Source organism: Pseudomonas sp. F220 (assembly GCF_057813935.1).
On sequence record NZ_JBVASJ010000003.1, the window covers coordinates 140,692 to 153,306 of the forward strand.

General features: G+C 59.6%; 14 protein-coding genes and 1 pseudogene. 10 read left to right on the forward strand and 5 right to left on the reverse strand.

From position 1 onward, the window contains the following. Nucleotides 1–4 precede the first annotated feature (4 nt). From ACZYSM_RS04205 to ACZYSM_RS04215, 3 genes are all read left to right on the forward strand, one after another. On the forward strand, nucleotides 5–847 hold the full coding sequence (locus ACZYSM_RS04205) for an AraC family transcriptional regulator (RefSeq protein ID WP_489069156.1): 843 nt from the start codon (nucleotides 5–7) through the stop codon (nucleotides 845–847). Nucleotides 848–933: 86 nt separating this feature from the next. Continuing rightward, a complete protein-coding gene (locus ACZYSM_RS04210) occupies nucleotides 934–1,653 on the forward strand; it encodes an AzlC family ABC transporter permease (RefSeq protein WP_489069158.1) in 720 nt (239 codons plus the stop codon). Continuing rightward, nucleotides 1,650–1,979, forward strand: a complete 330-nt coding sequence (locus ACZYSM_RS04215) for an AzlD domain-containing protein (protein ID WP_489069160.1) — start codon at nucleotides 1,650–1,652, stop codon at nucleotides 1,977–1,979. The genes ACZYSM_RS04210 and ACZYSM_RS04215 overlap by 4 nt, the downstream gene beginning before the upstream one ends. A gap of 47 nt (nucleotides 1,980–2,026) precedes the next feature. Here the strand turns inward: ACZYSM_RS04215 and ACZYSM_RS04220 are convergent, their stop codons facing one another. Together ACZYSM_RS04220 and ACZYSM_RS04225 are read right to left on the reverse strand one after the other, a co-directional pair. Beyond that, entirely contained in the window at nucleotides 2,027–2,881 is an 855-nt protein-coding gene (locus ACZYSM_RS04220) for a sulfurtransferase (protein ID WP_489069162.1), read from the reverse strand. A 33-nt stretch (nucleotides 2,882–2,914) separates the two neighbouring features. Then, nucleotides 2,915–3,586 carry a TetR/AcrR family transcriptional regulator gene (locus ACZYSM_RS04225; RefSeq protein ID WP_489069164.1) on the reverse strand — a complete coding sequence of 224 codons (672 nt, stop codon included), beginning with the start codon at nucleotides 3,584–3,586 and terminating at the stop codon, nucleotides 2,915–2,917. A 147-nt stretch (nucleotides 3,587–3,733) separates the two neighbouring features. On the opposite strand from ACZYSM_RS04225, the gene ACZYSM_RS04230 reads away from it, so the two are divergent. The 5 genes from ACZYSM_RS04230 (at nucleotide 3,734) to ACZYSM_RS04250 (ending at nucleotide 8,381) form a co-directional block, all read left to right on the forward strand. Continuing rightward, nucleotides 3,734–5,164, forward strand: a complete 1,431-nt coding sequence (locus ACZYSM_RS04230) for a coniferyl aldehyde dehydrogenase (protein ID WP_489069166.1) — start codon at nucleotides 3,734–3,736, stop codon at nucleotides 5,162–5,164. 27 nt (nucleotides 5,165–5,191) lie between these two features. Then, the gene (locus ACZYSM_RS04235) at nucleotides 5,192–5,737 is read left to right on the forward strand and encodes a twin-arginine translocation pathway signal protein (RefSeq protein ID WP_489069168.1); all 546 of its coding nucleotides are present in this window, start codon (nucleotides 5,192–5,194) and stop codon (nucleotides 5,735–5,737) included. Between the two features lie 94 nt (nucleotides 5,738–5,831). Beyond that, a complete protein-coding gene (locus ACZYSM_RS04240; protein WP_489069170.1) occupies nucleotides 5,832–7,427 on the forward strand; it encodes a GMC family oxidoreductase in 1,596 nt (531 codons plus the stop codon). A 115-nt stretch (nucleotides 7,428–7,542) separates the two neighbouring features. Next, nucleotides 7,543–8,022, forward strand: coding sequence for a pantetheine-phosphate adenylyltransferase (coaD, locus tag ACZYSM_RS04245; RefSeq protein ID WP_489069172.1), 480 nt, complete (start codon nucleotides 7,543–7,545; stop codon nucleotides 8,020–8,022). Between the two features lie 107 nt (nucleotides 8,023–8,129). After that, the gene (locus tag ACZYSM_RS04250) at nucleotides 8,130–8,381 is read left to right on the forward strand and encodes a YfhL family 4Fe-4S dicluster ferredoxin (protein ID WP_489069174.1); all 252 of its coding nucleotides are present in this window, start codon (nucleotides 8,130–8,132) and stop codon (nucleotides 8,379–8,381) included. 147 nt (nucleotides 8,382–8,528) lie between these two features. Here ACZYSM_RS04250 and ACZYSM_RS04255 read toward each other — a convergent pair. The 3 genes and pseudogenes from ACZYSM_RS04255 to ACZYSM_RS04265 all read right to left on the reverse strand — a co-directional run. Next, nucleotides 8,529–8,630 (reverse strand): annotated as a pseudogene (locus ACZYSM_RS04255) (multidrug transporter); the annotation flags it as partial. A 34-nt stretch (nucleotides 8,631–8,664) separates the two neighbouring features. Beyond that, nucleotides 8,665–9,477, reverse strand: coding sequence for a bifunctional DNA-formamidopyrimidine glycosylase/DNA-(apurinic or apyrimidinic site) lyase (gene mutM, locus ACZYSM_RS04260; RefSeq protein WP_489069176.1), 813 nt, complete (start codon nucleotides 9,475–9,477; stop codon nucleotides 8,665–8,667). A 30-nt stretch (nucleotides 9,478–9,507) separates the two neighbouring features. Next, nucleotides 9,508–10,323: an HDOD domain-containing protein gene (locus tag ACZYSM_RS04265; RefSeq protein ID WP_489069536.1), complete on the reverse strand. Its 816-nt coding sequence runs from the start codon at nucleotides 10,321–10,323 to the stop codon at nucleotides 9,508–9,510. Between the two features lie 321 nt (nucleotides 10,324–10,644). Between ACZYSM_RS04265 and ACZYSM_RS04270 the strand changes: the two genes are divergently transcribed. Together ACZYSM_RS04270 and ACZYSM_RS04275 are read left to right on the forward strand one after the other, a co-directional pair. Beyond that, nucleotides 10,645–11,841: a class I SAM-dependent rRNA methyltransferase gene (locus ACZYSM_RS04270; RefSeq protein ID WP_489069178.1), complete on the forward strand. Its 1,197-nt coding sequence runs from the start codon at nucleotides 10,645–10,647 to the stop codon at nucleotides 11,839–11,841. A gap of 310 nt (nucleotides 11,842–12,151) precedes the next feature. Next, nucleotides 12,152–12,610, forward strand: a complete 459-nt coding sequence (locus ACZYSM_RS04275; RefSeq protein WP_489069180.1) for an REP-associated tyrosine transposase — start codon at nucleotides 12,152–12,154, stop codon at nucleotides 12,608–12,610. The last annotated feature ends 5 nt before the right edge of the window (nucleotides 12,611–12,615 follow it).

Sequence of the window (12,615 nt, forward strand, 5' to 3'; positions counted from 1 at the left end):
GTTTGTGAACACTGAGGGCGAGTCGATCCGTTTCTGGCAAGCCGCGCCGTTGGTCGGTGTCGAGTTATTGGCCGCCCGCTACATCGAACACCGTTTTGTGCCCCATGTGCATGACGGCTATGTCATCGGTCTGATCATGGCCGGCGCCCAGCGTTATCGCTATCGCGGCGCGGAACATCTGGCGGGCACCGGGACATTGGTGCTGATCAACCCGGGCGAATTGCACACCGGCCACAAAGGTGCCGATGACGGTTGGCTGTATCGGGCTTTTTATCCCGACAATGAGCAGATTCTCTCACTGCTGGCCGAGCTCGAACTCCCGGCCAACAGCCTTCCGGCGTTCGGCGCCACGCTCTATCGCGATCCCGACCTGGTGAGCGGTTTCTGTCAGTTACACCGTTTGCTGGAGAGCCCGGCCACGGCGTTGCAACAGCAAACCGTCTGGCGCGAAATGATGTTGTCGTTGCTGCAACGTCACGCGGGAGTGGCGATACCCGGCAAACCCGGGTTAGAGCATCGCGCCATCGCCCAGGCCAAGGACCTGCTGCAGTCACAACTGGCCTCACCGCCCTCCCTCGAAGAGTTGGCCACGGCAGTCAACCTGTCGCCCTTTCATTTCGCTCGGGTGTTTCGCCGGGCGACCGGCATGCCGCCGCATACCTGGCTGATGCAGCAGCGAATTGCTCAAGCGCGGGCATTGTTGCGCGAAGGCTGCCTGCCGCTGGAAGTGGCGACGCAATTGGGTTTCGCCGACCAGAGCCATTTGAGCCGGCAGTTCAAACAAGTCTATGGCGTCGGGCCGGGGGCTTATCGCAATGCCAGGCACGGGACCAGCCTTGCGCTTTAGGTCACGATCTTTTAGGCAGCAGCGCAAGATCGTTCAAGACGGACACAATCTGACTGCCTAAGATGCGGACAACAAGGAGAGTCTTGATGACCCGCAAACAGCTTTACTCCCGAGGTATCCGCGACAGTTTTGCCATGGCCGTGGGCATTCTGCCGTTCGGGCTGATCTTCGGCACATTGGCCGGCGCCGCTGGCCTGACGCTATGGCAGGCGGTCGGTATGTCGCTGTTCGTCTACGCCGGTTCCGCGCAATTCATCGTCATCAGCCTGTTCGGCGCCGGCGCCAGCGCGGTGGTGATTCTATTGACGACCTTTATCGTCAACCTGCGCCACGTGCTCTACAGCGCCACCTTGCAACCTCATGTCAGTCAGTTGCCGCAGCGATGGCGGGTGTTGTTGGCGTTCTGGTTGACCGATGAAACCTTCGCGGTGGTTCAACGTTTCTATCTGCTGCACGGTGATCGGCCGCTGGCGCACTGGTATTGGCTGGGCGTCACCAGTTCGCTGTATGTGTGCTGGGTGTCGAGCTCACTGGTGGGTGTGCTGTTCGGTCAGGCCGTGCCGGATCTGGCCAGTTGGGGTCTTGAGTTCGCCATGCTGGCGACCTTTATCGGCATCGTCGTGCCGTTGCTGCGCAATAAGCCGCAAGTGGCTGCAGCGTTGGCGGCGGGTACCGTGGCGTTGGCCACTTACAGCTGGCCTTACAAACTCGGACTGATGGCAGCCGCATTCAGCGGGATTGCTGTGGGCGTAGTGTTAGAGCGCCGACGATTGGCGGCTCAGACCGGCAAGGAGTTGCACTCATGAATTACTGGTGGCTGATTTTCGGCATGACGGCAATTACCTTTGTGCTGCGCTATAGCTTGTTCGCCTGGCCAAACCTGAGCTTCCCGCCGCTGGTGCGCCAGGGTTTGCACTATGTGCCGACAGCGGTGCTCACGGCCATTGTGGTGCCGGGCATGTTGCTGCCCGATGGTGAGCACTGGGCGCTGACCCTGAGTAATGCGTATTTGTTGGCGGGGTTGGTCGCGATTGCCATTGCCGCGTTGACCCGGCATTTGCTGGCGACCATTGGTGGAGGGTTGCTGGTGTTCTTTTTGTTGCGCTGGATGATGGGGCAATTGCCGGTTTGATCCACGGCGATCGTTCCCACGCGGGAGCGTGGGAACGATCGTTATCTTCAATCGCCCTTCGCAACCCCACGCGCTGGATCGGTAATCCACTCACTCCACGATCCTGCGTACAAACTGGCTAGCGGATACCCTGCCAAACACAACGCAAACAGGTTATGGCAAGCCGTCACGCCGGAACCGCAATACGCCACCAGCTCTGCAGGCGACCGGTCACCCAGCTTCGCAGCGAAACGTTGTTTGAGCTGTTCAGCCGGCAGAAAACGCCCGTCACTGCCCAGATTTTCGCTGAACGCCGCGCACTGTGCGCCGGGAATATGCCCGGCCACGGGGTCGATCGGCTCCACCTCACCACGGAAACGCGGCTGGGCGCGAGCATCGAGCAAGGTCAGGGTTGGCTGGCCGAGGCGCTTTTGCAGTTGTTCGGTGCTCAATAGCAGCGAGCTATCTGGCGTTCCGGTAAAGCTGCCCCGTGGAGTACCGGGTGCATCCAGGCTCAGCGGCAAACCGGCCGCGTGCCAGGCTTTCAAGCCGCCGTCGAGGATGAACACACTGTCACGCTTGCCCAGCCAGGCCAGCAACCACCACGCTCGCGCGGCAAATGCGCCAGGGCCGTCGTCATACAGCACGATTTCACTGTCGGCATTGATGCCCCAGGCCTGCAAACGCTCAACCAGCTGCTCAGGATCCGGCAGCGGATGGCGCCCGGTCACACCCTTGACCACCGGGCCGCTGAGATCACGCTCCAGATCGGCGAAAGATGCGCCGGCGATATGCCCTTCGGCATAACTGCGCTGGCCGTAGTCCGGGTCTTCCAGGGCAAAACGACAATCCAGAATCACCAGCCCGGCCTGGTCCTTTTTCAAGTCCAGAGCTTGAGGGCTGATCAATTGCGCAATGGGCATAGCGGGCTCCTGTGATTAAGTCTGTGGTTGATCCTACTGCACTTCTTCCAGCGCCTGCGCCAGCGGCACATAAAACTCGTTGAACAGCGCATTCACTGCGTCCCGAGCCTGGTCCGTGACAAATCCGGCTTCCAGCACCAGCACCTGATAGACCCCACGCTTGATGGCCTCCTCACTCAGGTACGTGGAATTTTCCCGCGTGGTGCAGAGAAAGCGCACCCAGGAGGTGAGGATGATCCAGGCGTTGAGGGTCAGGGATTCGATCTGGACCTTGCCCATGTTCAGGATGCCGGCCTCGACAAAACCCTCGTAGATGGCCGTGCCCTGGATCAGGCAACGCTGGGAAAAGCGTCGGTAACGGGCGGCCAGCTCCGGATCGCTGTCGAGCAGGTGTTCGAGGTCTCGGTGCAGGAATCGATAGCGCCACATGGCGGCGAGCAGCGCCTGCAGGTAATAACGCTTGTCTTCGACCGTGGCAGCGCGGCCCTGGGGTGGGCGCAGAAAACTGTCCACCAGGCTTTCGTACTCACTGAACAGCACGGCGATGATCGCCTGCTTGTTGGGGAAGTGGTAGTACAGGTTGCCCGGGGAAATTTCCATGTGAGCGGCGATGTGGTTGGTGCTGACGCTGCGCTCGCCCTGCTGATTGAACAGCTCCAGACTGTTCTGAACGATGCGCTCGCTGGTTTTTATCCGTGGGGCCATGGGCTTGGGCTTTAATTCAGGGTGCGTTGCCGAACATCTTACGACCTATCCCGAATTGGATAAATCAAAGCTGTCGAGTGATGTCATTTGACTTTTTAGAGTATAGACTCTAAAAACAAGCCACTCGAATAAAAATCGGAGCCATCCATGCCTGCCGACATTGCCTACCTGCAAGACTCTCAACCGCAACTGGATGAGCTCCACAGCCTGTTTGCCGCCCAGCGCCAAGCCTATGCAGCTAATCCAATGCCACCGGCGGCGCAACGCCAGCAATGGCTCAAAGCTTTGCGTGAGATGTTGAGCGACGAACGCCAGGCATTGATCGACGCCATCAGCCAGGACTTCAGCTACCGCAGCGCCGATGAAACCTTGCTCGCTGAACTGATGCCCAGCCTGCACGGCATTCACTACGCCAGCAAACACCTCAAAGGCTGGATGAAACCGTCCCGGCGTAAAGTAGGCGCAGCCTTTCAACCCGCATCGGCCAAGGTCATCTACCAGCCACTGGGCGTGGTCGGGGTTATCGTGCCGTGGAACTATCCGCTTTACCTCGCCATCGGCCCCTTGGTCGGCGCGTTGTCCGCCGGTAATCGGGTGATGCTCAAGCTCAGCGAATCGACGCCAGCCACCGGGCAATTGCTCAAGGAGTTGTTGGCTCGGGTCTTTCCAGCAGACTTGGTCTGCGTGGTGCTGGGGGAAGCCGAGATCGGCATGGCCTTTTCCAAGCTGCGCTTCGATCACCTACTGTTCACTGGCGCCACCAGCATCGGCAAACATGTAATGCGCGCCGCAGCAGAACACCTGACGCCTGTGACCCTGGAGCTGGGCGGCAAATCCCCGGCCATTGTCTCCGCCGACGTGCCGCTCAAGGATGCCGCCGAGCGCATCGCCTTCGGCAAAACCCTGAACGCCGGACAAACCTGCGTCGCTCCGGATTACGTGCTGGTGCCAGAGGACCGCGTTGGCGCCTTCGTCGAAGCCTATCGCAAGGCCGTTCGCGGGTTTTATCCGAAGCTTGCGGATAACCCGGACTACACCGCGATCATCAATGACCGACAACTGAGGCGGCTCAACGGTTACCTGAGTGACGCCACCAGCAAGGGCGCGTTGCTGATACCGCTGTTCGACCAAGGCCAGGGCCGACGCATGGGTCACAGCCTGTTGCTGAACGTCAACGACGAGATGACCGTGATGCAGGACGAAATCTTCGGTCCGGTGCTGCCCATCGTGCCGTACACCGGTCTGGATCAGGCGTTTGCCTACATCAATCAACGGCCGCGTCCGCTGGCGCTCTACTTCTTTGGCTACGACAAAGGCGAGCAAAGCCGCGTGCTCAACGAAACCCACTCCGGTGGCGTTTGCATCAACGACACGCTGTTGCATGTCGCTCAGGACGACCTGCCGTTTGGCGGCATCGGCGCTTCGGGAATGGGCCATTACCACGGCCATGAAGGTTTCCTGACGTTCAGCAAAGCCAAAGGCGTACTGATCAAACAGCGGCTGAATGCGGCGAAGCTGATTTATCCGCCTTACGGAAAATCCATCCAAAAGCTGATTCAGAAGCTGTTTATCCGCTAATCACATTGCCGTCGGGTTATAACAATAATGAACCCAAGCCTGTCTGAATCACCTGAGTTGTCACGGCGCGGTCTATTGAAATTCAGCCTGTGCGCCAGCGCCTTCCTGGCCACCGCCGGGCTTGGCGCCAGCCTCAGTGGTTGCTCGGCCAGCACTCCGGCCAACGGTTTCGCGATTCTGCGCAGCAGCGACCTGCCGTTTCTGCAGGCGTTGATCCCGGTGATGCTCGAGGGCGCCGTGGCTGCCGAGAAAATTCCCGCGTCCATCGACGGCACCCTGCAAAGCCTGGATCGCGGCCTCGATCACCTGTCGCCGGAAATGCTCAAACTGACCCAGCAGCTGTTCGATGTACTTGGTATGGCCGTCACCCGTGGGCCGTTGACCGGGATCTGGGGCAGTTGGGAAAACGCCAGCAGCGACGCCATTCGGCACTTTCTCAAGCGCTGGGAAAACAGCTCACTGAGCCTGCTGCGCATGGGCCACAGCTCGCTTGTGCAACTGGTGATGATGGCCTGGTACGGTCGCGCTGAGTCTTGGGCGCATTGTGGTTATCCGGGGCCGCCCAAGGTTTGAAATTTGCGGCGCCCCATTCGCGGGCAAGCGAACGTCGCCCGGCCCTTCCCACACGGTCACCTGCGCTTACCCCATAACAACAAGAGAACCTGATATGCCCGTACCTGATCTGTTTCGCGAGGGCCTGGCCCGTGGCTGGAAAACGTATGACGGCTCACAGCTGGAGCAAGACCTGACGCTGGAAGCGGACGTGGCGATCATCGGCAGCGGTGCCGGCGGCGGCACCACGGCGGAAATTCTCAGTGCCGCTGGTTACAAGGTGCTGCTGATCGAAGAAGGCCCGCTCAAGACCAGCAGCGACTTCAAGATGCTGGAAGATCAAGCCTACGCCAGCCTCTATCAGGAAGGCATCGGCCGCATGAGCAAGGACGGTGCGATCACTATCCTGCAAGGCCGCGCGGTCGGCGGCACGACGCTGATCAACTGGACCTCGAGCTTCCGCACCCCGCAGCCGACCCTTGAGCACTGGGCCAAAGAACACGACGTCAAAGGCCACAGCCCCGCCGAGATGGCGCCCTGGTTCGAAAAAATGGAGCAGCGCCTCGGTATCGCGCCGTGGATGGTGCCACCCAACGCCAACAACGATGTGATCAAGAACGGCTGCGAAAAGCTCGGCTACAGCTGGCACGTGATCCCGCGCAACGTTCGCGGGTGCTGGAACCTCGGTTATTGCGGCATGGGCTGCCCGACCAACGCCAAACAATCGATGCTGGTGACCACCATTCCGGCCACCCTGGAAAAAGGCGGCGAACTGCTTTATCTGGCCCGTGCCGAACGCTTGTTGATCAAGGACGACAAGGTCACCGGTCTGCACTGCGTGGCCATGGACGCACGCTGCGTTGCGCCGACCGGGCGCAGCATCACCGTCAAAGCGCGGCATTATGTTCTGGCCGGCGGTGGCATCAACAGCCCGGCCTTGTTGCTGCGCTCCAAAGCACCCGATCCCCATGAGCGGCTCGGGAAACGGACCTTCCTGCATTTGGTAAACATGTCGGCCGGGCATTTCGACGACGTGATCAACCCGTTCTACGGTGCCCCTCAATCGATTTACTCGGATCATTTCCAATGGCAGGACGGCACCACCGGCAAAATGTCCTACAAACTGGAAGTACCACCGCTGCACCCGGCGCTGGCCAGCACCTTGTTCGGCGGTTTCGGCTCCGACAACGCATTGCGCATGGAACACCTGCCCCATACCCACGCCATGCTCGCGCTACTACGCGATGGTTTTCACCCGGACAGCCCCGGCGGCAGCGTCGAGCTCCGTGGTGACGGCACGCCGGTGCTCGACTATCAGGTCTCGCCCTACGCCTGGGACGGCCTGCGCCGGGCCTTTCATAGCATGGCGGAAATCCAGTTCGCCGGTGGCGCCAAAGAAGTCATGCCACTGCACAGCGATGCCCACTATGTAAAAAGCCTGGCCGAAGCTCGCACGCTGATCGACGGTCTGAGCCTTGAGTTGTATCGCACGCGCCTGGGTAGCGCTCACGTGATGGGCGGTTGCACCATGGGCGAAGACCCGAAATACGCCGTCAGCGACAGCCTCGGCCGGCATCATCAGTTGAGCAATCTGTCGATCCACGATGGCTCATTGTTCCCCACCAGCATTGGCGCCAACCCACAGTTGTCGGTCTACGGGCTGACGGCACAACTGGCGAGTTCACTGGCCGACCGTTTAAAAATCGCGTGAAAAAGCACATTATTTGCATCGTCTATAGTGCTTTTTTACCCCAAAGGCGACTTGGCCGACCGGGAAGGCTGCGATACCATCCGACTCCCCAACGGACTCCCGCCAGGACGACGCGATGAACCGAGTGTTGTACCCAGGTACCTTCGACCCTATTACCAAGGGCCATGGCGATCTGGTCGAACGCGCCGCGCGCCTGTTCGACCATGTGATCATTGCCGTCGCCGCCAGCCCGAAGAAAAACCCGCTGTTTCCCCTGGAACAGCGTGTGGCGCTGGCCCGCGAGGTCACCCAACATTTGCCGAACGTTGAAGTCGTCGGTTTCTCCACGCTGCTTGCGCACTTCGCCAAGGAAAAGAACGCCAATGTGTTCTTGCGCGGCCTGCGAGCGGTGTCGGACTTTGAATACGAATTCCAGCTGGCCAACATGAACCGCCAGTTGGCGCCGGATGTGGAAAGCCTTTTCCTCACCCCATCCGAGCGTTATTCGTACATTTCCTCGACGCTGGTTCGTGAAATTGCAGCCCTGGGCGGCGATATCACCAAGTTCGTCCACCCGGCTGTCGCTGACGCCCTGACCGAGCGCTTCAAGAAGTAGCTGGGGAGCATCCCATCGCGCCCGCGTGCACTGCGGGCGCCAATGCGGCACAATTGTATGCATTAGTTTTCAGATGCCTGGGCCAACCGCCCCGGCAGGAGTGCCCCATGTCCCTGATCATCACCGACGACTGCATCAATTGCGACGTCTGCGAACCCGAGTGCCCGAACGCCGCCATCTCTCAAGGCGAAGAGATCTACGTGATCGACCCGAACCTGTGCACCCAATGCGTCGGCCACTACGACGAGCCGCAGTGTCAGCAGGTCTGCCCGGTCGATTGCATCCCGCTGGATGAAGCCCATCCGGAAACCGAAGAACAGCTGATGGCCAAGTACAAGATTATTACTGGCAAAGCCTAAACCTGGAATTATCGGGTGTCTTTCAGGACGCTATCGCGAGCAAGCCCGCTCCCACATTTGACCGAGGCGAGCCCACTTTCCGGGCCCGACGCTGGTCTAATGTGGGAGCGGGCTTGCTCGCGATAGGGCCAACAGCCACACCATCAATCATTCCCGCTGGTCATACCCGCCTTCCCCGGTACACCCCAAGCAGCGCACAAATGCCGCTTTGCCTGGGTCGAGCACCAGCGCCTGGCCCGCTTCGGCAAGCAGGCAACGACTCACTATAGACCGTGCTGTTTACTCAGCTCTGGCAACGTGGGCAATAGACGCTGGTACGTTGCCCCAGACGAACCTCTCGCAGACCCGTACCGCACACCTTGCAGTGCTCATTGCCACGGCCGTACACAAACAATTCCTGCTGGAAGTAGCCTGGCTGACCGTCGCCACCAATAAAGTCGCGCAATGTGGTGCCGCCGCGCTCGATGGCACGAGCCAAAATGCGCTTGATCTCGATGGCCAGCTTCAGATAACGCGTCCGGGAAATGCCCTTGGCTTCCCGGCGCGGATCGATGCCGGCAGCGAAAAGCGCTTCAGTCGCATAAATATTGCCCACGCCCACCACCACCGCGTTGTCCATGATGAACGGTTTTACCGCCATGGAGCGACCGCGAGATAGCTGGAACAAACGCTCACCGTCAAACAGGTCCGTCAACGGCTCTGGCCCCAACCGGATCAGCAGCTCGTGATTGAGCGGATCAAGGCTCCAGAGCATCGCCCCAAAACGCCGAGGATCGGTGTAGCGCAAGGCCAGGCCCGACTCCAGTTCGATATCCACATGTTCATGCTTGGCCGCGGGCATGCCAACTTCCACCAGGCGCAAATTCCCCGACATGCCCAAATGGCTGATCAGCGTCCCGACCTCGGCATTGATCAGCAGATACTTGGCACGCCGATCGACCGTCACGATGCGCTGCCCGGACAGGCGTACATCGAGATCTTCCGGAATCGGCCAGCGCAAGCGACGGTCACGGACGATCACGCGGCTGACGCGCTGGCCTTCCAGATGCGGTGCGATACCGCGCCGGGTGGTTTCTACTTCAGGTAGTTCAGGCATGGCGCTCTCAGATCAGGAAATAGCCGACGCTCAACGGTGAGCGCCTAACTCTCGAATCGACTCTTTCAGGTTCTCGAAGTCGTAGTCCGATAGACCGACATAATCGAGCACCAGGTGGCCGATGCTGTTCCACTCGTGGTCATCGGCCTGATTACCCAGCACCCGGTACGACGCACAGATGTGCTCGGCCATCTTCAGAATCGCCAACAGGTTTTTCAACTGGCTGTTGCGCGACGACTCATCACTGAAGATCGCCAGCGCATTGTGGTGATTGGCGATGGCATTGGTCACATGCTCCGGCAGGCGCCACGACTTGGCTGTGAAATAACCGACCACGGCGTGGTTAGTGTTGAATACGCGGTTCTCGGTGTCCACCACTCGGCATTGCGCACTGGCGTTTGCATAAGACTCTTCGAGCACCGCCATGTAATTGGGGAAGCGCTTGAGCATCAGCGGCACCCCACAATCATGGAACAGCCCCAGGGCATAGGCTTCATCCACCGCTTGCGAGCCGATGCGCTTGGCCAGGGTCAGGGAGGTCATCGCCACATCTTGGGCGGTGTCCCAGAAACGGTTCAGGGTGACGATGGTTTCGTCGTTCATCTCGCCCTTGATCGACTGCGCGTTGATCAGGTTGATGATCGAGCGACTGCCCAGCAAGTTTACCGCGCGCTGGATCGACGCAATCTTGTTACTCAACCCGTAATACGGCGAGTTGACGATCTTCAGCAACGCACCAGAGAGGCCTGGGTCCTGGGAGATCAACCGGGCGATTACTTCCAGGTCCGGGTCGGGCATGTACTGCTCCATCTGCAAATCCACCATGATTTGCGGCTGAGGCGGCACGCTGATGCCTTGCAGGGCCTGTTGAATCTGTTCGGCTGAAAGCTCTTGGGACATAAGTACACACTCTGGGCTAGGCGGCGATTCTAACCCTTATAAAGTCCGATCCGACACATCGTGCTTTATGTAGGAGCGAGCTTGCTCGCGATGAATTCACAGGCACCGCGATGTTTCAGGTACACCGCGTCATCGTTAACGTCCATCGTCGGAACGCCGCCCGGACCAATCGAGCGTCGACCGGCTGCTCCTACGCAGTCCATCCGGCAGCGCGGCCAATTGTTACGCAACAGGCTATACTCCCGCTCTTTTTTCCGGAGCGACGTCATGTCCCTGCCAAGCCTGCGCCTCAAAGCCAACGCCGACCGTCGCCTGCGCAACGGTCATCTGTGGGTCTACAGCAACGAAATCGATGTGGCCGCCACCCCACTGCATGGCTTCAAGGCGGGCGATCAGGCTGTTCTGGAAGCCGCCGGCGGCAAACCGCTGGGCATCGTTGCCATGAGCCCGAACAACCTGATCTGTGCACGCTTGTTGTCCCGTGACATCAAGCTGCCGCTGGACAAGTCGCTGCTGGTACACCGCATCAATGTGGCCCTGTCCCTGCGCGAGCGCCTGTTCGACAAGCCGTTCTATCGCCTGGTCTTCGGTGATTCCGACTTGCTGCCGGGTCTGGTGGTTGACCGTTTTGGCGACATCCTGGTGGTCCAGATCGCTTCGGCGACCATGGAAGCCCATAAAGAAGACGTGATCGCGGCCCTGACTCAAGTGATCAAGCCAAGCGGCATTCTGTTCAAGAATGACTCCGCCGCCCGCGATGCTGAAGGCCTCAACCGCTACGTCGAAACCGTGTTCGGCCTGGTGCCGGAATGGGTTGCCCTGGAAGAAAACGGCGTGAAATTCGAAGCACCCGTCATCCAAGGCCAGAAAACCGGCTGGTTCTACGACCACCGCATGAACCGCGCCCGCCTGGCACCGTACGCCAAAGGCAAGCGTGTACTGGACCTGTACAGCTACATCGGCGGCTGGGGCGTGCAAGCTGCAGCCTTCGGCGCCAGTGAAGTGTTCTGCGTCGATGCCTCGGCCTTCGCCCTTGACGGCGTCGAGCGCAACGCGGCACTGAACGGCTTCGCCGAGAAAATGACCTGCATCGAAGGCGACGTCTTCGAAGCGCTTAAAGAGCTGAAAGCCAGCGAAGAACGCTTCGACGTGATCGTCGCCGACCCACCGGCTTTCATCAAACGCAAAAAAGACCTGAAGAACGGCGAAGGCGCCTATCGTCGCCTGAACGAGCAAGCCATGCGCCTGCTCAGCAAGGACGGCATTCTGGTCAGCGCATCGTGCTCCATGCACCTGCCGGAAGACGACCTGCAAAACATCCTGCTGACCAGCGCCCGCCACCTGGACCGCAACATCCAGTTGCTCGAACGTGGCGGCCAGGGCCCGGACCATCCGGTGCACCCGGCGATTGCCGAAACGCGCTACATCAAAAGCATTACCTGCCGACTGCTGCCAAACAGCTAACCGCGCGCGCTCCCTGTAGGAGCAGCCGGTCGACGCTCGATTGCTCGCGATGATTCCCCAAGCGACACGTTCTTTCTGGAAGGTCGTGTCGCCGGAAGTTTTTTCGCGAGCAAGCTCGCTCCTACAGGTTTCAGCGCCGTCCCCGTTCTCGCGGGGCCCACCGCCCCGCTGTAGGAGCAGCCGGTCGACGCTCGATTACTCGATTGCTCGCGATGTTCTCAAGCAGACATATCCAGATCTATTGTCAAAAAGACAATCCTCTCTGCCCCCACGTAACGTTGCTCTTCCAACCCCAGAAGAGGACGACGGAATGTCCAAAACGCCCCACGCCCATCGCTTACGCACCGGCCGCCTCTCGGAATCCGGACGCATTTATCTGCTCACCGCCGTTACTCATCTGCGCCAACCACTCTTCCAGGATTGGAGCATTGGCCGCCTAGTCGTGAACGAATTTAGAAAAGCTCAAGAAAACGGTGCTGCTGACTCCCTGGCCTGGGTGGTCATGCCAGATCACATTCACTGGCTGGTTGAGTTGCATAACGGCGACTTGCCCAAATTGATGCAAGCAACCAAGTCCCGCTGTGCTCGGGCCATCAACAAAGCAAGAAGCCGCAATGCACCCGTATGGCAAAAAGGCTATTTCGACCGAGCACTGCGCCGCGAGGAAGATCTAAAAACCATGGCCCGATACATCGTTGCCAATCCCTTGCGAGCCGGATTGGTCACTCGTATCGGCGACTATCCGCTTTGGGATGCCATCTGGCTCTGAGCCCT